Annotated in this window: 14 protein-coding genes, 4 tRNA genes and 2 rRNA genes; 15 read left to right on the forward strand and 5 right to left on the reverse strand. The window is 67.0% G+C overall.

All coding sequences use genetic code 11. The features are described 5' to 3' along the window. Positions 1-40: 40 nt before the first annotated feature. Entirely contained in the window at positions 41-763 is a 723-nt protein-coding gene (locus J0911_RS21105) for a GntR family transcriptional regulator (protein WP_207275505.1), read from the reverse strand. A gap of 247 nt (positions 764-1010) precedes the next feature. Between J0911_RS21105 and J0911_RS11010 the strand changes: the two genes are divergently transcribed. After that, positions 1011-1346, forward strand: a complete 336-nt coding sequence (locus J0911_RS11010) for a hypothetical protein (protein ID WP_207275506.1) — start codon at positions 1011-1013, stop codon at positions 1344-1346. 236 nt (positions 1347-1582) lie between these two features. Here J0911_RS11010 and J0911_RS11015 read toward each other — a convergent pair. Beyond that, positions 1583-1653 (reverse strand) — tRNA-Gly (locus J0911_RS11015). A gap of 159 nt (positions 1654-1812) precedes the next feature. Here J0911_RS11015 and J0911_RS11020 point away from each other — a divergent pair. The 4 genes from J0911_RS11020 (at position 1813) to J0911_RS11035 (ending at position 4999) form a co-directional block, all read left to right on the forward strand. Beyond that, positions 1813-2250 (forward strand): TM2 domain-containing protein, encoded by a 438-nt coding sequence (locus J0911_RS11020; protein ID WP_207275507.1) that lies wholly within the window; start codon positions 1813-1815, stop codon positions 2248-2250. Positions 2251-2377: 127 nt separating this feature from the next. Further along, the gene (gene dcd / locus J0911_RS11025; RefSeq protein WP_207275508.1) at positions 2378-2953 is read left to right on the forward strand and encodes a dCTP deaminase; all 576 of its coding nucleotides are present in this window, start codon (positions 2378-2380) and stop codon (positions 2951-2953) included. A 38-nt stretch (positions 2954-2991) separates the two neighbouring features. Next, positions 2992-4110, forward strand: a complete 1119-nt coding sequence (locus J0911_RS11030; protein ID WP_207275509.1) for a hypothetical protein — start codon at positions 2992-2994, stop codon at positions 4108-4110. 4 nt (positions 4111-4114) lie between these two features. Then, positions 4115-4999 (forward strand): EamA family transporter, encoded by an 885-nt coding sequence (locus J0911_RS11035; protein WP_207275510.1) that lies wholly within the window; start codon positions 4115-4117, stop codon positions 4997-4999. Positions 5000-5063: 64 nt separating this feature from the next. On the opposite strand, the gene J0911_RS11040 is transcribed toward J0911_RS11035, so the two are convergent. Together J0911_RS11040 and J0911_RS11045 are read right to left on the reverse strand one after the other, a co-directional pair. Then, positions 5064-5663: a bacterial proteasome activator family protein gene (locus tag J0911_RS11040; RefSeq protein ID WP_207275511.1), complete on the reverse strand. Its 600-nt coding sequence runs from the start codon at positions 5661-5663 to the stop codon at positions 5064-5066. A 109-nt stretch (positions 5664-5772) separates the two neighbouring features. Beyond that, positions 5773-6750 (reverse strand): NAD(P)H-quinone oxidoreductase, encoded by a 978-nt coding sequence (locus J0911_RS11045; RefSeq protein WP_207275512.1) that lies wholly within the window; start codon positions 6748-6750, stop codon positions 5773-5775. Positions 6751-6907: 157 nt separating this feature from the next. Here J0911_RS11045 and J0911_RS11050 point away from each other — a divergent pair, with 157 nt between their 5' ends. From J0911_RS11050 to J0911_RS11070, 5 genes are all read left to right on the forward strand, one after another. Beyond that, positions 6908-10879 (forward strand): ATP-binding protein, encoded by a 3972-nt coding sequence (locus J0911_RS11050; protein ID WP_207275513.1) that lies wholly within the window; start codon positions 6908-6910, stop codon positions 10877-10879. Between the two features lie 37 nt (positions 10880-10916). Continuing rightward, complete coding sequence (locus tag J0911_RS11055) at positions 10917-11366, forward strand: roadblock/LC7 domain-containing protein (RefSeq protein WP_123812895.1); 450 nt, start codon at positions 10917-10919, stop codon at positions 11364-11366. Positions 11367-11376: 10 nt separating this feature from the next. Then, a complete protein-coding gene (locus J0911_RS11060; protein WP_123812896.1) occupies positions 11377-11787 on the forward strand; it encodes a DUF742 domain-containing protein in 411 nt (136 codons plus the stop codon). Positions 11788-11944: 157 nt separating this feature from the next. After that, positions 11945-12565, forward strand: coding sequence for a GTP-binding protein (locus tag J0911_RS11065; RefSeq protein ID WP_207275529.1), 621 nt, complete (start codon positions 11945-11947; stop codon positions 12563-12565). Between the two features lie 103 nt (positions 12566-12668). After that, positions 12669-12753: transfer RNA gene (locus J0911_RS11070), tRNA-Ser, on the forward strand. A gap of 120 nt (positions 12754-12873) precedes the next feature. On the opposite strand, the gene J0911_RS11075 is transcribed toward J0911_RS11070, so the two are convergent. After that, positions 12874-14577: a GMC oxidoreductase gene (locus tag J0911_RS11075; protein WP_207275514.1), complete on the reverse strand. Its 1704-nt coding sequence runs from the start codon at positions 14575-14577 to the stop codon at positions 12874-12876. Positions 14578-14722: 145 nt separating this feature from the next. Between J0911_RS11075 and J0911_RS11080 the strand changes: the two genes are divergently transcribed. The 5 genes from J0911_RS11080 (at position 14723) to J0911_RS11100 (ending at position 22418) form a co-directional block, all read left to right on the forward strand. After that, positions 14723-14811: transfer RNA gene (locus J0911_RS11080), tRNA-Ser, on the forward strand. Positions 14812-15079: 268 nt separating this feature from the next. Continuing rightward, positions 15080-15152: transfer RNA gene (locus J0911_RS11085), tRNA-Arg, on the forward strand. 279 nt (positions 15153-15431) lie between these two features. Next, the gene (locus J0911_RS11090) at positions 15432-16637 is read left to right on the forward strand and encodes a thiolase family protein (protein ID WP_207275515.1); all 1206 of its coding nucleotides are present in this window, start codon (positions 15432-15434) and stop codon (positions 16635-16637) included. Between the two features lie 642 nt (positions 16638-17279). Continuing rightward, positions 17280-18805: ribosomal RNA gene (locus J0911_RS11095) — 16S ribosomal RNA — on the forward strand. Positions 18806-19290: 485 nt separating this feature from the next. After that, positions 19291-22418: ribosomal RNA gene (locus J0911_RS11100) — 23S ribosomal RNA — on the forward strand. Together the 16S and 23S rRNA genes form the textbook arrangement of a ribosomal RNA operon. The last annotated feature ends 78 nt before the right edge of the window (positions 22419-22496 follow it).

Here is a 22496-nt window from a genome sequence, read left to right on the forward strand (position 1 = left end):
CCGCGGGAGTGATCGGCCGGGCGGCCGAAGCGGTGTCCCGTCAGGCGTCGAAGTCGTAACGCAGCATGAACTCGCCGCCATCGAGCACGATGCGGCTGTACTCGACGGCGGCGCCCTCGGCGTCGAGCGCGGTACGCATCACCTGGAGGACCGCCGTGCCGGGCTCGATGCGCAACGCCTCGATCTCCTCGATCGTCGGCATGCGCGCGACGACCTCCTCGTGAAACTTCACCGGCTCGTGCCCGAGCTCCTTGAGCCGGGCGTAGGTGCCGCCCGGGCCGATCTCGTCCTCGGCGATCGGCGTACCGCCCGCGATCGACGCCGGCACGTACGACACCCCGTGCAGCATCGGCTTGCGGCCCTTCACGTGCAGGCGTTCGCGCGTGGTGACCTGGACGCCGGGCTCGAGCCCCAGTGCCCGGCGTGCTTCCTCGGTGGGATCCTCTTCCGGGGTCACCGCGAGGGTGCGAACCGTCAGCCCGGCGTCGGTCTCGTCCATGACGGGAGTGATCGTGCTGTCGTCGGACCCCGACCCCGTGCTGTCGAAGACGATCGGATCGAAGGAGCGCACGAAGACGCCCGACCCGTGCCGGGTGACGGTGAGTCCTTCGTCCTTGAGCATCGACAGGCCGTGGCGGGCCGTCATGCGGGCCACGCCGTAGGTCGTCATCAGCGCCGCCTCGCTGGGAAGTCGGTCGCCAGGCTTGTACGTCCCGGCGCGGATCTCGGCGCGCAGATCCTTGGCAATGCTGGAAGCTGTCACTCGGCCCTCTCTAGACACGGGATCCACCTAACTATCTGCTGTTGCCGATGCGCAACTTTTCGGCGTTGAGGTTGCGGTCTCTAGTCATCGTAACCATCGTTGACTATGCACCTAGAGAGACCTCTGGGGCGGACTCCGAAAGGACTGGGATGGCAACTTCGACGGACCCTGCTGGGACGGAGGCCGGTATCACCGGCGGTATCGACGGCAGCCGCCCGAGCGAGTGGGCGACGTGGACGTGGTCGGGATGAGCGGCGCGGCGCCGGCCCGTTCGGGCCCCGCCGAACTCGTCGCCGTGACGGCCTTGATCGCGCACGTCACCGATACGCACGCACTCGAGGTGCGAGCCGGCGTCGACCATCTCGACCTGGGTGACGAGATTCTCGGGACGATCTCCGTCGACCTCCTCGTCGCCCAGGCATCGGCCGCGGAGCGTCTCGCGAGGCGCCTCCGGCTCATGGAGCGGTCCGGTCACCACCCCGCGCGCGACGGCGGGGTGGCGTGGCGCTGCTGGAGCGGCTGGCTCGCGGCGGCGAAGTGGAGTCTGCCGGTCTCCCTGCACCTGACCACCCTCGACCGCTGAGACCGGCCCGGGAAATGAACAGGCGGAGTGGCCCAACTTTGTTGGGCGCACTCCGCCTGTTCGCCGAAGGGGGTGTGGGGGCGGTGCCCCCGCGGGAAATGGCGAGGCGGAGTGGCCCAACTNTGTTGGGCGCACTCCGCCTGTTCGCCGAAGGGGGTGTGGGGGCGGTGCCCCCGCGGGAAATGGCGAGGCGGAGTGGCCCAACTCTGTTGGGCGCACTCCGCCTGTTCGCCGAGAGCGGGTGACGGGAATCGAACCCGCGCTGTCAGCTTGGGAAGCTGAAGTTCTACCATTGAACTACACCCGCAACGTCCTGGTTCAGTCCGGTTTCGCCATCCTACGATGGTCTCCCGGAGGAGGTCCACGGAATCTCCGCCAAGACCTGCTGAACTGGTGTGCGCACCGATCATAACCGACGTCGCCGGAATGCCGAACCCGACGACACCTGCCCGTGACTGGAGACGCCGTGAACAGGCACCACCCGAACGACGAGCCCACAGAGGCCATCGACTACGACAAGACCGTCCAGGTCCCGGGTGGCCGACCCCTCGACGAGACGATTCCGTTGCCCGACGGAACGCGTGTCGAGTCCGGCTACACCCGCCCCCTGCACTTCCCGGGCAGCACTCCTCGGCCGCCCAGCCCTCCCACGTCCAAGGTGAAGGGCAAGTCGCGCGTGGTCGCCGGCCTTCTCGGCATCTTTCTCGGCGCTCTCGGCGCGCACCGCTTCTACCTGGGCTACCGGGCGCTGGGTCTGGTGATGCTCGCCATCACGGTGATCGGTGCGATCGCGGGCTTCGGGTTCATCTCGGCGATCTGGGGTCTGATCGAGGGCGTGCTCTACCTGGCGCTCCGCAGGGGCTACTGGTCGGTCGACGCCAAGCAGCGTCCGCTCCGCGACTGACGCCGCGCCTCGACCGACGCGGGCCGGGACCGTCGCCGCAGCGGTCCCGGCCCGGCCGTGCCGCGGCCATGCGATGCCCGGGACGGACGAGCCTGCCGATCCCCCTCGCGCCGAGTAACGTGTCCGCGTGCTGCTCTCCGACCGCGACATCCGCGCCGAACTCGACGCCGGGCGCGTCGCCCTGGATCCGTACGAGCCGGAGATGATCCAGCCGTCCAGCATCGACGTGCGTCTCGACAAGTTCTTCCGGCTGTTCGACAACCACAAGTACCCCTTCATCGATCCGAGCCAGGAACAGCCGGAGCTGACCCGCCTGGTCGAGGTGGAGTCCGGCGAGCCGCTCGTGCTCCACCCGGGAGAGTTCGTGCTCGGTTCCACGTACGAGGCCGTCACGCTTCCCGACGACGTCGCCGCCCGCCTGGAGGGCAAGTCCTCGCTGGGCAGGCTCGGCCTGCTCACGCACAGCACCGCCGGTTTCATCGACCCGGGCTTCAGCGGCCACGTCACCCTGGAGCTCAGCAACGTCGCCACGCTGCCGATCACTCTCTGGCCGGGGATGAAGATCGGTCAGATGTGCTTCTTCCGGTTGTCGTCCCCTGCCGAGCACCCGTACGGCTCGGATGTCTACGGTTCTCGTTACCAGGGGCAACGCGGTCCCACCGCGTCGCGTTCCTCGAAGTCGTTCCACCGCACACAGGTGTGAGCGGGAACCGTCAGGGGACGGGGCTACGCTCACGCCTCATGACCTCTTCGCTCCTGCCGCGCAGCGTGGGACAGGCCCATCAGGCGCGACACCTGCTCGCCGTTCCCGGCGACGTCACCGTGGACGAGGTGGAGGTACTCGCGACCTCCCGGTTCACCGCCACGCGGTGGGACGTCACCCCCGCCGGGATCCTGCCCGGTGACGTCACCAGTGCCCCGCAGGGCCCGCGCGCCAAGGGCGGTGCTCCGGGCGTCCTGCGGGTGTCCCGGCACGCGACCCTGACGGGTCCGTACGCGCCGCAGGGAGACGGCTTCGACCTCGGCCTGCCGACCGGGACCGCGATGGTGTTCGACGTGATCTGTCATCGCGAGCGCGGCGAGCCACCGTTCAGCATCGGTGACCGGGACGGTATCGGCCGCGCGTTCGCCGGCGGGCTCCCGGAACGGGAGGAAGGCCGGCTGGTGACGTGGCTCGTCGCGGTGGCCCGGAGGCTCGGCGGCTCGCTCCGTGTCGATGTCGGGGGACTGTGGTCGGCCGGGGCGTCCTCGGGCGGGACGGGACCGCGTCCGGGCACAGGTGTCGTGCTCACGCCCGACGCCGACGTCGCCGTCGACATGTCCGTGTACTCGAGCGTGTGGCTGGAGCCCGAGGCGGCGCTGGCGACCGTGCGGCCGCTGCACAGCCGTACCCGCCTGGCGACGGAGGGTCGGGAGTGGGGCGGCCCGCCCGCGGGTATCGCCGATCGTCCGCTCTACCCCGGCGAGAAGATGGATCCGCGGCGCCGCAAGGAGATCCACGCCGCGGCCGACGACTTCGACGTCGCCGCGCTCCAGGGTCCGCAGGTGCTGCACGGCTACGGGCTGCTGATCGATCTCGACGTCGACGGCATCGTCGCCGTGGAGGTCGCGGGCGAGGAGCATCTTCCCCCGGTGCTGCGGGGACTCCCGTGGACGGCCGACGGCGCCGTCCGCTACCGCGTGCACTGGGAGCCGCCGGACCAGGTCGAGGCCAACCGGGAGCAGCCGGGCCTGGAGCACCGCATCGCCCGCAAGCGCGCCGCCGAGCTGGTCGCGCGGATCGCCGGCCGTCTGCAGGACGCCGTCGGAGGCGAGATCGCGGACGAGGACGAGTTCCTCGTCGACCCGGCGGACCTGTAGCGGGATGCGCCGGTCGCTCGATCCGCAGGGCCTCGCCGGGCCCCTCGAACGCGTTCCCGCGCCCGCGGTGTTCGTCGTCTCCGGTCTGACGCAGTACGTGGGCGCGGCGGTCGCCGTCGGCCTCTTCGTCCGGCTCGGCGCTCCCGAGGTCGGCTGGTGGCGCATCGCTCTCGCCGCCGTGGTGCTCGTCCTGTGGCGCAGGCCGTGGCGACGTGACTGGTCACGACGCGACCTGGGCTGGTCGGCGGCGTTCGGTGTCGTCCTCGCCGCCATGAACCTCGCCTTCTACATCGCCATCGAACATCTGCCCCTGGGGACCGCGGTGGCGATCGAGTTCTGCGGCCCGGTCGTGGTGGCCGCTCTGACCGGTCGCGGCTGGCGCGCGAGGGCGGCGATCGTCGCGGCGGCCGTCGGCGTGGTGCTGCTCGCCGGCGTCACGCTCGGCTCCGGTCTGTCCCGGGCCGACGCCGTGATCGGGCTCGGCTCGATCTTCGCCGCGGCGACGTGCTGGGGCCTCTACATCCTGCTCGGCCGCCGGGTCGCGCGCGTCGGTGCCGGCGTCGACGGTCTCGCCGTCGGGATGGCCGTGGGCTCGCTCTGCTTCGCGCCGTTCTTCGTGCACAGCACACCGGAGGTGCTCTCCGACGGCGGCCTGGTCCTTCTGCTCGTGGTCGTCGCCGTCTGTTCGTCGGTGGTGCCCTACGGCCTGGAGCAGACGGTGCTGCGGCGTGTGCCGCCGGCCACGTTCGCCGTTCTGCTCGCGCTCCTGCCGGCGACGGCGGCCGTGGTGGGTGCCGTGATGCTGCGGCAGCTGCCCGGGGCGGCGCAGGTGATCGGGCTGCTGTGCGTGTCGGCCGCGATCGCGCTCGCGCCGCCCCGGGCGGAGTGAGCCGGCCGGTGGAGTACCGGCCGGCTCACCCGCCGGGGCCGGCCCGAGGACGGAACCCGGACGGTCAGAGGTACTGGCCGGGTCCTCGCTCGTGGCGTCCCGGGTCCTCCTCCTGCCCGCCGGGCGGGAACGGCGCTACGTGCGTGCCGGGCGGGAGGGCCCGTCGCATGCCCGTGAGCTGGGCCTGTGCGGCCATCTGCTGAGCGACGAGCGCGGTCTGGATCCCGTGGAACAGGCCCTCGAGCCAGCCCACGAGCTGGGCGTGGGCCACCCGGAGCTCGGCGTCGGACGGGGTCTCCTGCTCGGTGAACGGCAGGGTGATGCGGTGCAGCTCGTCGATGAGGTCCGGAGAGAGGCCGTCCTCGAGCTCCTTGATGGAGCGCTCGTGGACCTCGGCCAGGCGGGTGCGCGCGGCGTCGTCGAGCGGTGCGTCGCGGACCTCGTCGAGGAGTCGCTTGATCATCCCGCCGATCCGCATCACCTTCGCGGGTTCCTCCACCTGGCCGACGACGTCCTCGGCGTCCGTGTCGGTCTCGTCGGGGCGGTCGGAGGAGCGGCCGGGGACGGCTCGGCCGTCGGGGGTGACGACCTGGGGATGGGGTTCCTGATCGGCCGGAGGGGTCGCGTCGTCCGGTGCGGGCGTGGTGTCGTCGGCGTGGCTCATGGCCCCCAGTCTTCCGTGTCCGGGCCACCGCCGCGCGTATCACGATATGGACACGGCGCCGTTCGGGGTGTGATTGCCTGAGGTACTCCCTCGCGGTCCCGGAGCTTGGTCAGGGCACCAGGAGGACTTTGCCGAACACCTCGCCCGATTCCAGCAGATCGTGGGCGCGCTGGGCTTCTGCCAGCGGCACGCGGGTGTGGACCACCGGCCGTACCCGGCCGTCGTCGATCATCGGCCACACGTGCTCCCGGACGGCGGCGACGACGGCCGCCTTCTCCGCCGCGGGTCGTGAGCGCAACGTGGTTCCGGTGACCGTCGCGCGCTTGGCCATGAGCGCCGCGAGGTCGAGCTCGCCGCGCCGTCCGCGCTGCAGCCCGATGACGACGAGGCGTCCGCCGCGGGCGAGGGCGCGCACGTTGTCACCGAGGTAGGCGGCGCCGACGACGTCCAGGACGACGTCGGCGCCTGCGCCGTCGGACGCCTCCCGGAGCGCGTCGACGAAGTCCTGCTCGCGATAGTCGATCGTGCGGTCCGCGCCCAGGTCAGCGCACTGAGCGGCGCGTTCAGGACCACCCGCGGTGGTCGCGACCCGAGCCCCCAGAGCCTTCGCGATCTGGATCGCCACGGTGCCGACGCCGCCCGATCCGCCGTGCAGCAGCACCCACTCGCCGGACGCCAGCCCACCTACCGTGACGAGGTTGTCCCACGCCGTGCACACGGCTTCGGGGAGCGCCGCGGCGTCGATCAGGTCTACGCTGCGGGGTGCCGGCAGGAGCTGGGTCGCTCGTACGGCGACCTGGTCCGCATAACCACCGCCGTCGAGGAGCGCTACCACGCGATCTCCCGTACGCCAGCCCGACACGCCGGGACCGACACGCGCGATCTCACCGGAGATCTCGAGGCCGGGCCAGTCGGGCGCACCAGCAGGTGGGGGGTAGAGGCCGGCTCGTTGCAGCAGGTCAGCATGGTTTACGCCTGCGGCAGCAACGTTGACCAGCACTTCGCCTATCTCAGGAACCGGGTCAGATATGGTCGAAAGGGAGAGTTTCCCTGAGCGCCCGGTTGCGGATATCGTGACGGCTCGCACACCGATGGAGCCTAGCCGGGCGTCGGTCACTTGTACGCACTCCGCGAGAGTGTCGGAGCACGCACCAGCGAGTTCCTTCTGTCGCGGACAGTGATGGAGAGAGGTACGCATGTTCCGCAGGTTGGGAGTTCGCGGGAAAGTTCTTGCGACCCTCGTTGTGCCTGCCCTCGTCATGATCATCGCCGCGGCGTACATCACCTGGACGTCGATCGAGTCGGCGTTGCGCGCACAGCAGACCGCGGACCTGGTCGCGGCGCTCGAGCAGCAGGACGACGCGGGTACGGCGTTCGCTCAGGAACGGGCGTTGACCATCGCCGCCTCCGCCCCGTGTCTTCCCAACCAGGACCCGTGCACCTCCGACGAGGCGAAGGGCCTGCTCCTCCAAGGGCTGCCCGAGCGGGACGAGAACGGGAAGATCGTCAAGGAGGACGGCGAGATCGTCTACGCGCTGCCGTCGGCGCAGGAACAGACGAACCAGGCCCTCGACGAGCGTGACGCACAGTTCCGGGCACTCGACACGAGCTTCCTCGACCCGCGTGTGAAGCAGGCCATCGACCAGACCATCTACGACCGCGCCGAGGTTCTCGAGGTGCAGCGTAAGGTTCAGGAGCAGTCGATCGCCGAGCAGCAGGTCACGCGGGCCTACAACATCTTCATCGACGACTCGGTCGACGTGATGACGCAGCTCGCGGACACCACGGAGAACCGCGACCTGGGTGAGCGGATCCGGGCGCACCAGCTCATGGACGAGCTGATGCTGACCAACACCTACGAGCGTCCGCTGATCGGCAACCTCCTGACGGCGTCCGCGGTGGCTCAGCGGAACAACGAGCCGGTCGACCGCACGGTGGTCCTGCGCGCACTCGAGCAGATCACGCTGGGTGACATCCAGGAGGAGGAGGCGAACCTCGCCCTCGAGAAGATCCCCGGCGAACGGCGCGTCCCGCCGATGGACGGCGCCCTCGGTACCGTCCGGACGCTGATCCTCCAGGGCAACGAGCAGGACCTGATGCAGAACACGGCGCTCGCCGCCTCGTTCGGCGACGAGTCGGCCGCGTGGGTCCAGGAGGCCCGCGTCGTGCGCGACCAGATCCGTGAGGACGCCCTGAGCCTCGCCCAGTCGCAGGCCCGCGAGGCCTTCAACACCGCGCTCGTCACCGGTGGCGTCGCGATCGGCGCGCTGGCGTTCTCCATCATCACCGCGCTCGTCATCGCTCGCCGCCTGGTCTCGCCGCTGCGGCGCCTGACCCAGGCGGCCGGCGTCGTCCGTGACCGGCTGCCCACCCTGGTGGAGCAGGTGTCGGTTCCCGGCCAGGGCCCGACGATGGACCTGGACCCGATCCACGTCGAGTCCTCCGACGAGATCGGCCAGCTCGCCGCGGCGTTCAACGACGTGAACCGCACCACCATCGAGGTCGCCCGGGAACAGGCCGCGCTTCGCGGCTCCATCGCCGAGATGTTCGTCAACGTGGCGCGTCGCGACCAGGTGCTGCTGAACCGCCAGCTCGCGTTCCTGGACGACCTCGAGCGTTCCGAGGAAGACCCGACCACTCTGTCGAACCTCTTCCGTCTCGACCACCTCGCCACACGGATGCGCCGCAACGCCGAGTCCCTGCTGGTCCTCGCCGGCATCGACTCCGGTCGACGGGTGCGGCAGCCGATGCCGGTCTCCGACGTGATCCGTACGGCGTCGTCCGAGATCGAGCTGTACGACCGCGTGCGTCTCAACCTCGTCACCGACCCGATGATGCTGGGCCACAACGCGCTGAACGCGGCGCACCTGCTGGCGGAGCTGCTCGAGAACGCGACCATGTTCTCCGAGCCCCACACGCCGGTGGAGGTCTCCACCGAGCGCACCGAGGACTTCGTCTCGGTCACGGTCCGCGACCACGGCCTCGGCATGACCCCGGAGGAGATCGCCGAGGCCAACTCCAAGGTCGCCAGCCACGCGGCGTCCGACGCGGTCGGTGCCCAGCGCCTCGGCCTCTTCGTGGTCGGCCGCCTGGCGGACCGCCTGGGTGCCACCGTCGAGTTCGCGACCGGCACCGAGAGCACCGGGACGATCGTCACGGTGCGCTTCCCGGCCGTGCTCTTCCTCCCGGACAACTCGCTGCCGCTGCCGCAGCCGACGGATCCGCTGGAGGCCTCCACGCAGGCCGCTGCCGCTCGGGTGGGCGGCGTGCAGGACGGTTCCGCGGCACCGACGCCGCCGGTCGCGCCCGCCGCACCCGGTACGACGTCGTTCCCCATGGCGGGCGGCGAGTCGGTGCCGGGCGCCCCGCGGCGTCCGCAGGTCGCCTCCCCGGCAGCCTTCGGGACACCGCCGATGATGCCGGAGCCTCCGGCGGCCGTCCCGGTCGATCTCGACGCGCTCACCGACGGAACGACCGCACTGGGTATGCCGCGCCGCCGGCAGTCGACGCCCACGACGGGAATGCAGACGACGCCGACCGGCTCGATCGTGCTCCCCGAGATCCAGACGCCCACCATGCCGGACATCGCGCCGGGCGAGGAGACGGCCTGGACGCCTCCTCAGGACGTGGCCCCCGGCAACTCGCTGCCGAGCCGTGCGTCCGCGAAGAAGCAGCAGGAGGAGGCCGAGGCCGCACCGGTGTTCGAGGAGGCGTCGCCGGCACCGGTGAACGTCGACCAGCGCAGTGCGCTCTTCTCGAGCTTCCGGTCGATGAACACCATCGACGGGGCGGAGTCGCAGTCGCTCCAGCTCGATCCGGTGACGCGGGACCCGGCCTCCCTCCCGGGTGGTCCGGACACCGACATCATGAGGTTCCCGGCGGCCGCCGGTGTGCGGCCCCCGACGAACGGCATTCCGCAGCAGCGCCCGATGACCTCGTCCCAGCCGCAGGTCCGGCCCGGCCACGTGCCGCCGTCGGCCGGTTTCGGCGCGCAGCCGTTGGGCGCGGACGACGACGGACGGTACGAGGCGCTGCCCGCGTTCGAGGAACTCATGCAGGATCTTCCGAGCCGACGTTCGGTGCGGGAGGCGAAGCCGGCCGGCAAGCGCGGGCTCTTCGGCCGCAAGCCGGGGCAGCCGGCCACCGGTGAGCTGCGTGCCTACCAGCCCGACGTCCAGCCGGACTCGCAGCACGCCCTCGCGTCACGCGCACCGGTCTCGTCGGTCCCGCAGGCCACTGCGGCGCCGCAGTCGGCGCCCGCGGCAACCGAGAGTCCTTCGGTCGACTTCGCCCCGAACGACCTCGCCGCGACGGGTTTCACGCCTTCGGTGTCGGCCGCGCCGGCAAACCCTGCGCCGGAAGAGCCGTACCAGCTTGGTTACCAGGAGGGTTACCGGCGCGCGCTGGAGGAGACGCGAGCCCACTCGGTGGTCGACGTGGACACGTCGACGGTCCCGAGGGCCGCGGTCCCCGCTCCTGCGCCGGCGACGACCCCGGTGGACCGGCGCGCGTCGCAGGCCGCGATGCCCCTGCGAGGCGGTCCGGCGACGGAGGCCGTGCCGCTGCCGCCCGCCGACGCCACGCGGCCCCCGGCGACGCCCGCCCCGGCGACGTCGGCTCCGCCTGCCGAGAGCCGCTCGTCCCTGGCGGCCGCGCCGGCCGGCGACATCGAGTTCCGTGACCCGTATCCCACGGGTGGCGTGTACGACCCGTCGTACGCGGAGCCGGCCTCGCTGACGCGGCGTTCGCCGGGCTCCGACAGCGACGGCACGAACCCCCTGGACCGCGAGTACGTGCGCGACTCCGTGGAAGCCAGGTCGGAATGGGTGGCGTCCGCCACCCTGTACGAGGAAATGACCAGCCTTCTCAACCGGGGGGCTTACCAGGAAGACGATGTGAGCGACTCCTACCGGCCCGAGACCGTCTCGACCGTCTCGGGCGAGGCCCCGGCCGGACTCACGCGGCGCACGCGTGGGGCGTCCGGAACGGGGGCCGACCCGGCCGTGGAGAAGCACTCTGCTCGCATCGAGCGCGACCCCGAGCAGCTCCGCTCGCGACTGTCGGCCTTCCAGTCGGCTACCGTGCGCGGACGCGACGAAGCCGTGGACCAGAGCGGGACAGAGCACGATCCCGGATACAAGGACGACGAGAGGGGCTCGACGTGGTCCCCCTCGACGATGAATGATGTCCCTGACTCAGCGCCGCAGCCGCGGTGACAAGCGCGTCTGTGGATTCTGACTAGGAGGAACAGAAGTGACCCTCAGCACCGAAGCAACCAATTTCGGGTGGCTGCTCGACAACTTCGTGCGTACCGTGCCCGGTAGCCGCCACACGCTCGTGGTGTCCGCGGACGGTCTGCTCATGGCGATGTCCGACCAGCTCGACCGCACCAGCGGCGACCAGCTGGCCGCCATCGTCTCGGGAATGTCGAGTCTCACCCGCGGCGCCTCGCGCCAGCTCAACGGCGGGAACGTTCGCCAGTCGATCATCGAGATGGACAACGGCTTCCTCTTCCTGATGAACGTGTCCAACGGTTCCGTCCTCGGCGTCGTCGCGGAGGCGACCTGCGATATCGGCCTGATCGGCTACGAGATGGCCCTCATGGTCTCCCGTACCGAGGCCACCCTGACGCCGCAGTTGATCTCGGAGATGCGTGGCAGCCTCCCGGTCGACGGGCAGACCCGAGCCGCCAGTCTGGGATGAGGCATAGACGATGACGTACGCACCTTTGGGTTCCCAGGGGTCCGCCGATGTTCATGAGACCTCGACGGTCCGCCCCTATGCGGTCACCGGAGGCCGGGTGCGGTCGGCGATGTCCGACCTGCCCCTCGAGGCACTTGTCGAGGTGATGCCCGGCGCGGTGACCGGCCAGGGCCTTCCTCCCGAGAAGCGCGCCATCCTCCAGCACGCCGCACATACGTACGTGTCGATCGCCGAGCTGTCCGCTCTGCTTCGGCTGCCCCTCGGCGTTGTCCGGATCCTCGTGGCGGACATGCAGGAGGAGGGGCACATCACGGTGCACACCTCGACCCCCGTCAACGTCCACACAGGCCATGGAAGCTCGAACTCGGGCCTGTCGCTCAGTGTCTTGGAGAGTGTTCTGAATGGCATTTCCGCCCTCTAGCAACGGGACCGGCGCCGGCCCGAACTGGGCGCCGGTGTCCGATTCCGCGACGGGCGCTCCCGCCCGGCAGAGCGTCCTCGGCGGGGGCGGATCCGCGCCCACGGCAGCGTCCGCCGGGCCGCGCCCGGCCCAGCCCGCTCAGCCCGCGCCGCCGGTCGTGCAGCAGCCGCCGTCCGGCAAGGCCGGGTCGGCCGCGCAGCCGTCCGGTGAGCGCACCGCTCCCACGGTCGTGAAGATCGTCGTCGCCGGCGGCTTCGCCGTCGGCAAGACGACGTTCATCGGCTCGATCTCCGACGTCGAGCCGCTCAACACCGAGGCGGCCATGACGGAGCACTCCGTGGGCGTGGACGACGCCGGTGGGGTCACCGACCGTAAGACCACCACCACGGTGGCCATGGACTTCGGACGTGTGGAGCTCCCGGGCAACCTGTGGCTCTACCTGTTCGGCACGCCCGGCCAGGACCGCTTCCTGTTCATGTGGGACGACCTGGTACGCGGCGCCATCGGTGCCGTCGTCCTCGTGGACACGGACCGCTTGGAGCAGTGCTTCCCGGCGATCGACTACTTCGAGTCGCGCAACATCCCGTTCGTGGTCGGCGTGAACTGCTTCGACGGCGTGGCGAAGCACCGGCTCGAGGACGTGCGCGAGGCGCTCCAGATTCCCGAGCACGTGCCCATGCTCTACACGGACGCTCGCTCGCGTGCGGCGACCAAGCAGACGCTCATCGCCCTCGTGCAGCTGGCGATGCGCCAGCTGCGGGCCGGCAAGCAGAGCTGACGAGCGACCGAGCAGGTCTCGCCGGTGCGACGCCGGCGATGTGCCCCGCCGACGGCGGGCTGTCCACGGGCGGGCGGCCCGCCGTTAGACTTGTGCGGCACCGGGAGGGCTGACAGAGCGGCCTAATGTGACGGTCTTGAAAACCGTTGTGCGGCAACGCACCGGGGGTTCGAATCCCTCGCCCTCCGCGTTCGTGATGACGCGGGACATCGTTCATAGATGTTCCGCGTCATCGTTCATATGGGAACGTTCGCCGGGAGCCCGGCCAGCGGCCGCGCTCCCGTTCGATGTCGCGCCAGTGGCTGCGGTCAGGTGATGTCGACGATCGGCAGCCGGAGGGCGGCAGGGGCGGCGTCGGGGACAGCGGGGCGGACCGGTCGGACGGGCCGAAGACGCCGATAGGCGGTGCCGAGATCGGGTCGGGCATCCTCGTCGCCCTTGTTGGGCCACAGCGCGCAGGCGCGTTCGGCCTGGGCGGTGATCGTCAGCGTCGGGTTCACACCGATGTTCGCGGTGATCGTGGTGCCGTCCATGACATGCAGGCCAGGATGGCCGTACACGCGCAGGTACGGGTCGACGACGCCTCGCTCCGGTGACGGGCCGATCGTGCAACCACCCATGATGTGCGCCGTCATCGGTGCGCCGAACGGCTCGGTCACGATGCTCCCTGCGACCCCGCCCATTCGCGTGGCCATGCGCCGGGCAGTTTCATGGCCCTCCGGGACCCACGCGGGATTCGGCCGCTCCGCCGGCGTTCGCGTCGTGAGCCGCCTCCCGAACAGGCCGCGTCGCAGGTAGGCGGTGAGCGAGTTGTCGTGGCTCTGCATCACGAGGGCGATGACGGCACGCTCCGACCAGCGGCGGTAGTCCACCAGGACCTGGAGCCACCTGAGGTGCCGGAGCAGGACGACGCCCCAGCGCAACGTACGCCAGGGCCGGTCGCCGGGCACCAGTGGCGTGACGAGGGCACCCATCAGGTTGGAGCCCTTGCCGTAACGAGTGGGTTCCACGTGCGTGTGCTCGTCGGGAAAGATCGAGGACGTGATGGCGACGCCGTGCGAGTAGTCGACGTCGGACACCTTCTTGGTGACGGCGCCGAGCAGCGACTCGGAGTTGGTCCGGGTCAGGTAGCCCAGGCGGTCCGAGATGTGCGGGAGCACACCGTCGGCCTTCATCCGGTGCAGGAGGTCCTGCGTGCCCAGTGTGCCCGCTGCGAAGACGACGTCGCGGCTGGTGAACCGCGTGCGGCCGGAACGCCTGCGACCGGTGCGGTGGGTGAGGACCTCGTACCCGCCGCCCGCCAGAGGCCGGACGAGGTGTGCGGTGGTCAGCGGATGGATCTTGGCCCCGGCCTGTTCCGCGAGATACAGGTAGTTCTTGGCGAGGGAGTTCTTCGCGCCGTGCCGACAGCCGGTCATGCACGCGCCGCACTCGTGGCATCCGGTGCGTTCCGGGCCGACGCCGCCGAAGAAGGGGTCCGGGAACGTCCGGTCGGGACTGGGGTCGGCGGCACCACCGGGGCCGAAGTAGACGGCGACGTCGGTGGGCCGGAAGGTGTCGGCGACTCCCATGTCGGCGGCGACCTCGCGCATCAGCCGGTCCGCGGGGGAGTCACCGTGATAGGTCGTCACACCGAGCATGCGGGACGCCTGGTCGTAGTAGGGATCGAGCTCGGACTTCCAGTCGGTGATGTCGGCCCACGCGGGATCCCGGAAGAACGCGTCGCTGCGAGGCCGGTAGGACACGTTCGCATACACCAGTGATCCACCGCCGACACCGTTGCCGGTCAGGCAGAGCACGTTGCGCAGGAGGGTGATGCGCTGGATCCCGAAGCAGCCCAGCCTCGGCGCCCAGAGGTAGTCCTTGAGGTGCCAGTTGTTCCTGGGGAACTCGTGATCCTCGAAGCGTCGGCCCGCTTCCAGGACGCCCACGGCGTAACCCTTCTCGGTGAGCCTCAGTGCGGCGACGCTGCCGCCGAAGCCCGACCCGATGACCAAGACGTCATAGTCCATGAGCCGAAGGTACTGGATTACTGAGAAACACTTCAATAATGTTCCGACGTACGCAAACTGCTCGCACCCGGGCCCACTTTGCCGGACGGCGGGTGCGCCAGGTACTCTGGGCTGCGCGCTCACCGCCCACGGGCGGCCGTCGCGAGGAGACGTCGCATAGTCAGGCCTAGTGCGCCACCCTGCTAAGGTGGTAACGGTGCAAGCCGTTCGCGGGTTCAAATCCCGCCGTCTCCGCTTGTACGACAGGCGAGGTGTGCTCATGGTTTGAGCCTCCTCGCCTTCGTCATGTCTCGTCCGGGTCGCATCGACATCCAGTTCAGGTCCGCCCTGGGCGGGATCTTGTCCGCACGTCGGCGTCTTCCTCGAGCCTGGCGGTACGCGGCCGGCCGATGGCGTGTTGTGGGTCACGAAGTCGGATCTCGGTTTGGGAACCGGCCCATGAGGCGGTAGTGTTCTCGTCGTTCGGCCACATGAGTGGCTGGATCGATGGAGACATCGGCAGGCGCCCGTAGCTCAACGGATAGAGCATCTGACTACGGATCAGAAGGTTGGGGGTTCGAATCCCTCCGGGCGCGCATCGGCCCCGCACCAGGTGAGACGACTGGTGCGGGGTTTTTTGCTGCCCGATCGAGCAGACCGGCTACGACGTCGCCCCCGTCCGCAACACCATCTCCTACCTCATGGGCGGCCGCCGACGCAGCAAGGCGGACATGCCTCGGGGCGTCATCGGCTGGTTCACCGTCGCACCTCGGATCGAGGCCGACTCTCGCGAGTTCCGTCGGTTCCGGGCCCGGTGCTAACGTCGCTGTGCGCGTGAGGGACAGACGCTCGCGGAGCGATCATGGGATGGTGCGATGAAGCAGGCATTCGTGTATGACGCGGTCCGGACGCCGTTCGGTCGTTACGGCGGTGCGCTCGCCGAGGCCAGGCCGGACGATCTCGCGGCGTTCGTCCTCGAGCAGCAGGTCGGCCGAGCTCCGGGTCTCGACCCTGCGCGGATCGACGACGTGATCCTCGGCAACGCCAACGGGGCGGGTGAGGACAACCGCAACGTTGCCCGGATGGCGGTTCTTCTCGCCGGCCTGCCGGTCACCGTGCCGGCGGTAACGCTGAACCGTCTGTGCGGCTCGGCTCTCGACGCCGCGATTCAGGGGGCCAGGGCGATCGAGGCCGGTGATGCCGAGCTCGTGCTCGCAGGAGGCGTCGAGTCGATGAGCCGCGCTCCCTGGGTGGTGCCGAAGCCCGATCGCGGATTTCCCGTCGGCAACGTCGAGATGGTCTCGACCACACTGGGGTGGCGTCTCACCAACGACCGTATGGAGCCCGACTGGACCGTGTCCATGGGAGAAGGCACCGAGCGCTTGCGGGAGCGGTTCGGGATCTCGCGGGAACGGCAGGACGAGTTCGCCCTGAGGTCGCACCGCCTCGCAGACCAGGCTTGGGTGGCCGGTCACTACGACGACCTGGTGGCTCCCTACGTGGGACCAGGCGCGGGTGAGAAACCGTTGGCCCGCGACGAGCCGATCCGTCCTGGCGGCACGCTCGAGAAGCTTGCCACGCTCAAGCCGAGCTTCCGTGCGGACGGCACGATCACGGCGGCGAACGCTTCCCCGCTGACCGACGGCGCCAGTGTGGTTCTGCTGGGTTCGGCGTCGGCGGCGGAGCTGACGGGGCTCCAGCCGCTGGCACGGGTCGCCGGACGTGCCGCGGCCGCGGGTGAACCGCAGTACTTCGGCTACGCACCCGTCGAAGCAGCCAACACGGCACTGGAGCGCTCGGGTATCACGTGGGGTGACGTAGGAGCGGTGGAGCTGAACGAGGCGTTCGCAGCTCAGGCACTCGCCTGCGTCGACGCCTGGAAGATCGACGAGACGATCGTCAACGCATGGGGCGGCGCGATAGCCGTCGGGCATCCTCTGGGCGCCTCGGGGACCCGTGTGCTCGGAACTCTTGCCCGGCGGCTGCGGGCGGAGGGTGCCCGCTGGGGTGTGGCGGCGATCTGTATCGGAGTGGGCCAGGGCCTGGCAGTGGTACTTGAGAACTCCGGGTCTGATGGATGAGCACGCGGCGAGGCGGTGCAGGACGCCGTACCGCAGAACTGAACGAAAAATTACGAATGACCGACCGGTATGGGGATCTCTTGGTGCACGTGCGGTTGGCATGGCGTGACCGAGTCCTCTGAGTGCAGCACCCAGGTGATTCAGCCAGTCGTGAATGGTGTTCTCTTGGCCTTCGCGGCCCGCGGAGGCGTCTGTGTGGTGGCCGTCACGGTCCCGCGGTTTTGACTCGGGTGCCACCCTCCCGTAATGTTCTGGTCGTTCGCCCGACAGGGAGGCACGGACAGGAACCGCGGATCACGCGGGCTGGCCGGTCCCGGGGCGGAAACTCACTCCAGATCTTCCGGGTGCCGAGTGCGCTCTTGATCAGGTGGGGCTTGTCGAATCGCGTCTGCGACCTGGATCACTTTCGAGGGATTTGGGACACGGAATCGGATCTGGTAAGTTTTTCGAGTCGCCCTGAGCGGGTCAGGCCGGTGGGTTTGGTCCGGATGTGTGCGTCGGTTGTTTGAGAACTCAACAGTGTGCTTGATAGTTAATGCCAGTTTGATGGTCCTCTCGTTTGGGGGGATTGTTTTTGGATCGGATCGAGCGGTTTTGCTTGGTCTGGCCAGTATCAGTATTGCTCTGTGAAGAGTGTTTTCTTTTACGGAGAGTTTGATCCTGGCTCAGGACGAACGCTGGCGGCGTGCTTAACACATGCAAGTCGAACGATGAAGCTCCAGCTTGCTGGGGTGGATTAGTGGCGAACGGGTGAGTAACACGTGAGTAACCTGCCCCCCTCTTCGGGATAAGCCTTGGAAACGGGGTCTAATACCGGATATTCAGTGTCTGCCGCATGGCGGGTGTTGGAAAGATTTTTTGGTGGGGGATGGGCTCGCGGCCTATCAGCTTGTTGGTGGGGTGATGGCCTACCAAGGCGTCGACGGGTAGCCGGCCTGAGAGGGCGACCGGCCACACTGGGACTGAGACACGGCCCAGACTCCTACGGGAGGCAGCAGTGGGGAATATTGCACAATGGGCGAAAGCCTGATGCAGCGACGCCGCGTGAGGGATGACGGCCTTCGGGTTGTAAACCTCTTTCGACAAGGAAGAAGCCTTCGGGTGACGGTACTTGTAGAAGAAGCGCCGGCTAACTACGTGCCAGCAGCCGCGGTAATACGTAGGGCGCAAGCGTTGTCCGGAATTATTGGGCGTAAAGAGCTCGTAGGCGGTCTGTCGCGTCTGGTGTGAAAACCCGAGGCTCAACCTCGGGCTGGCATCGGGTACGGGCAGGCTGGAGTGCGGTAGGGGAGACTGGAATTCCTGGTGTAGCGGTGGAATGCGCAGATATCAGGAGGAACACCGATGGCGAAGGCAGGTCTCTGGGCCGTTACTGACGCTGAGGAGCGAAAGCATGGGGAGCGAACAGGATTAGATACCCTGGTAGTCCATGCCGTAAACGTTGGGCACTAGGTGTGGGGCAGGTTCCACCTGTTCTGTGCCGTAGCTAACGCATTAAGTGCCCCGCCTGGGGAGTACGGCCGCAAGGCTAAAACTCAAAGGAATTGACGGGGGCCCGCACAAGCGGCGGAGCATGCGGATTAATTCGATGCAACGCGAAGAACCTTACCAAGGCTTGACATGCACCGGACAGCTGCAGAGATGTGGTTTCCGTAAGGTCGGTGTACAGGTGGTGCATGGTTGTCGTCAGCTCGTGTCGTGAGATGTTGGGTTAAGTCCCGCAACGAGCGCAACCCTTGTCTCATGTTGCCAGCGGGTTATGCCGGGGACTCATGGGAGACTGCCGGGGTCAACTCGGAGGAAGGTGGGGATGACGTCAAATCATCATGCCCCTTATGTCTTGGGCTTCACGCATGCTACAATGGCCGGTACAGAGGGTTGCGATATCGTGAGGTGGAGCGAATCCCTAAAAGCCGGTCTCAGTTCGGATCGGGGTCTGCAACTCGACCCCGTGAAGTCGGAGTCGCTAGTAATCGCAGATCAGCAACGCTGCGGTGAATACGTTCCCGGGCCTTGTACACACCGCCCGTCAAGTCACGAAAGTTGGTAACACCCGAAGCTCACGGCCCAACCCGTAAGGGGGGGAGTGGTCGAAGGTGGGACTGGCGATTGGGACTAAGTCGTAACAAGGTAGCCGTACCGGAAGGTGCGGCTGGATCACCTCCTTTCTAAGGAGCGTTGTGGCTTCGCCTGGTTGTCGTGCACGGTTGTCGTGTGCGGGCTGGGTGGGGTCCAGGACCCTGGATTCGGGGTTCGGGCCATGCCGCGGCCGAGTGTGTCGTGGGTGGTTGCTCATGGGTGGAACATTGACGAAGAGCTTCGGCCTGTTCCGGGTCTTGTGGTAGTACGTCTGCGTGCCGTGCCTTCTTGTGAGGGTGGGTGGGTGGGCTGGAATCCGCGGGTTCGGTGGGTGAGGGGTTTGCCAAGCACACTGTTGGGTCCTGAGGCAACCGGCCGTGGGTCGGGGGTTTCGAGGATCGGGTCATCATGACGGCGATACCGCTGTGGTCGGTCGAGGGGCTGGCTGGGGTTGGTCGCTGGTGTGTGGTGGGTTCGTTCGTTGCTTGAGAACTGTATAGTGGACGCGAGCATCTCTGGACATGCCAGGGGTTTCTTGTTGTGAGGAGCCTGCTGGTGTGTTCTGCGTAGTGTTGTTGAAGTTTTTTAGGGCACAGGGTGGATGCCTTGGCATCAGGAGCCGACGAAGGACGTTGTAGCCTGCGATAAGCCTCGGGGAGCTGGCAGACGAGCTGTGATCCGAGGGTTTCCGAATGGGGGAACCTACCCGAAGTCATGTTCGGGTACCTGCACTTGAATTCATAGGGTGTAGGGGGGAACGCCGGGAAGTGAAACATCTCAGTACCGGCAGGAAGAGATATTCTGTGAGTAGTGGTGAGCGAAAGCGGATGAGGTTAAACCGTGCGCGTGTCAAGTTGTCAGACGTTGCGTGTGCGGGGTAGTGGGAGCCCCTGGAGGGATCTGACAGTCTCTCGATCAGTGAGAAAGCTGCGCTATAGCCGAACCGGGTTGAATACCGGACCGTAGAGGGTGGTAGTCCCGTAGGTGAAATGGTGTGGCCTGGTGGGGGTTGTCCCGAGTAGCACGGGGCCCGTGAAATCTCGTGTGAATCTGCCAAGACCACTTGGTAAGCCTAAATACTCCCTGATGACCGATAGCGGACCAGTACCGTGAGGGAAAGGTGAAAAGTACCCCGGGAGGGGAGTGAAATAGTACCTGAAACCGTGTGCCTACAATCCGTCAGAGCCTCCCGCCTCCTTGTGGGGTTGTGCAGGGGTGATGGCGTGCCTTTTGAAGAATGAGCCTGCGAGTTAGTGCTCGGTGGCGAGGTTAACCCGTGTGGGGTAGCCGTAGCGAAAGCGAGTCCGAATAGGGCGGTCCAGTCGCCGGGTCTAGACCCGAAGCGGGGTGATCTAGCCATGGGCAGGGTGAAGCGCCGGTAAGACGGTGTGGAGGCCCGAACCCACCAGGGTTGAAAACCTGGGGGATGACCTGTGGTTAGGGGTGAAAGGCCAATCAAACTCCGTGATAGCTGGTTCTCCCCGAAATGCATTTAGGTGCAGCGTCACGTGTTGCTTGCTGGAGGTAGAGCTACTGGATGGCCGATGGGCCCGACAAGGTTACTGACGTCAGCCAAACTCCGAATGCCGGTAAGTTGAGCGTGGCAGTGAGACTGCGGGGGATAAGCTCCGTGGGTCGAGAGGGAAACAGCCCAGATCGCCGGCTAAGGCCCCTAAGCGTGTGCTCAGTGGGAAAGGATGTGGAGTTGCTCAGACAACCAGGAGGTTGGCTTAGAAGCAGCCACCCTTGAAAGAGTGCGTAATAGCTCACTGGTCAAGTGATTCCGCGCCGACAATGTAGCGGGGCTCAAGCACACCGCCGAAGCCGTGGCAACCACACGTAGACATTACAGTCCTTCGGGTCTGTCAGTGGTGTGGTTGGGTAGGGGAGCGTCGTGTGGCCGTTGAAGTCCCGGAGTGATCCAGGGGTGGAGGCCACGCGAGTGAGAATGCAGGCATGAGTAGCGAATGACGGGTGTGAATCCCGTCCACCGAATGACCAAGGGTTCCAGGGCCAGGTTTATCCGCCCTGGGTAAGTCGGGACCTAAGGCGAGGCCGACAGGCGTAGTCGATGGACAAGGAGTTGATATTCTCCTACCGGCGAAGAACCGCCCATACCGAGTCCGGTGATACTAACCATCCCAAACCATCGCCGTTGCCTTCGGGTGACATTGATGGGGCGGCGTGGGACCTGATCCGGTAGTAGGTAAGCGTGTTAACAGGGGTGACGCAGGAAGGTAGCCGCACGTGGCGATGGTTGTCCACGTCCAAGGTCGTAGCCTGCCTCGTAGGTAAATCCGCGGGGCGTGTGGGTGAGAACTGATGGTGACCACGCAAGTGGGAACGCGGTGATCCTCTGCTGCCAAGAAAAGCCTCGACGCGAGGTTCTAGCCGCCCGTACCCGAAACCGACTCAGGTGGTCAGGTAGAGAATACCAAGGTGATCGAGCGAATCGTGGTCAAGGAACTCGGCAAAATGCCCCCGTAACTTCGGGAGAAGGGGGGCCCGACCCGTGATCCCCACATGCTGGGGTCAGCGGGGACGGCCGCAGAGACCAGGGAGAAGCGACTGTTTACTAAAAACACAGGTCCGTGCGAAGTCGCAAGACGATGTATACGGACTGACGCCTGCCCGGTGCTGGAAGGTTAAGAGGACGAGTCAGGCCCCTTGCGGGTTGAAGCTCAGAATTTAAGCCCCAGTAAACGGCGGTGGTAACTATAACCATCCTAAGGTAGCGAAATTCCTTGTCGGGTAAGTTCCGACCTGCACGAATGGCGTAACGACTTCTCCGCTGTCTCGACCGCGAACTCGGCGAAATTGCACTACGAGTAAAGATGCTCGTTACGCGCAGCAGGACGGAAAGACCCCGGGACCTTTACTACAGCTTGGTATTGGTGTTCGGTGCGGTTTGTGTAGGATAGGTGGGAGACTGTGAAACTCGGCCGCCAGGTCGGGTGGAGTCATCGTTGAAATACCACTCTGATCGCTTCGGGCATCTAACCTCGGTCCGTGATCCGGATCAGGGACAGTGCCTGGTGGGTAGTTTAACTGGGGCGGTTGCCTCCTAAAATGTAACGGAGGCGCTCAAAGGTTCCCTCAGCCTGGTTGGCAATCAGGTGTCGAGTGCAAGTGCACAAGGGAGCTTGACTGTGAGACTGACAGGTCGAGCAGGGACGAAAGTCGGAACTAGTGATCCGGCCATGGCTTGTGGAAGCGTGGTCGCTCAACGGATAAAAGGTACCCCGGGGATAACAGGCTGATCTTGCCCAAGAGTCCATATCGACGGCATGGTTTGGCACCTCGATGTCGGCTCGTCGCATCCTGGGGCTGGAGTTGGTCCCAAGGGTTGGGCTGTTCGCCCATTAAAGCGGTACGCGAGCTGGGTTTAGAACGTCGTGAGACAGTTCGGTCCCTATCCGCTGCGCGCGCAGGAGTCTTGAGAAGGGCTGTCCCTAGTACGAGAGGACCGGGACGGACGAACCTCTGGTGTGCCAGTTGTTCCGCCAGGAGCACGGCTGGTTGGCTACGTTCGGAAGGGATAACCGCTGAAAGCATCTAAGCGGGAAGCCTGCTTCAAGATGAAGACTCCACCACCCTGCGGGGTGGGAAGGCGCCCGGAAGACTACCGGGTTGATAGGCCGGAGGTGGAAGACCCGTAAGGGTTGCAGCTGACCGGTACTAATCCGCCAACAACCTCAACAACCAACCCCCCTCTCCTGGAGGGGTGTGCGTGCCCGCGTCCACTATACGGTTCCCGAGAAACGACCAACCCCCACCCCA

It is taken from the genome of Myceligenerans salitolerans, from assembly GCF_017349295.1.
GTDB lineage: Bacteria > Actinomycetota > Actinomycetes > Actinomycetales > Cellulomonadaceae > Myceligenerans > Myceligenerans salitolerans.

Excerpts from the sequence above, each read along its gene's own strand:
- J0911_RS11010 (WP_207275506.1), top strand. The coding sequence starts at position 1,011 with ATGAGCGGCGCGGCGCCGGCCCGTTCGGGCCCCGCCGAACTCGTCGCC.
- J0911_RS11030 (WP_207275509.1), top strand. The coding sequence starts at position 2,992 with ATGACCTCTTCGCTCCTGCCGCGCAGCGTGGGACAGGCCCATCAGGCG.
- J0911_RS11035 (WP_207275510.1), top strand. The coding sequence starts at position 4,115 with ATGCGCCGGTCGCTCGATCCGCAGGGCCTCGCCGGGCCCCTCGAACGC.
- J0911_RS11040 (WP_207275511.1), bottom strand. The coding sequence starts at position 5,663 with ATGAGCCACGCCGACGACACCACGCCCGCACCGGACGACGCGACCCCT.
- J0911_RS11060 (WP_123812896.1), top strand. The coding sequence starts at position 11,377 with ATGACGTACGCACCTTTGGGTTCCCAGGGGTCCGCCGATGTTCATGAG.
- J0911_RS11075 (WP_207275514.1), bottom strand. The coding sequence starts at position 14,577 with ATGGACTATGACGTCTTGGTCATCGGGTCGGGCTTCGGCGGCAGCGTC.
- J0911_RS11090 (WP_207275515.1), top strand. The coding sequence starts at position 15,432 with ATGAAGCAGGCATTCGTGTATGACGCGGTCCGGACGCCGTTCGGTCGT.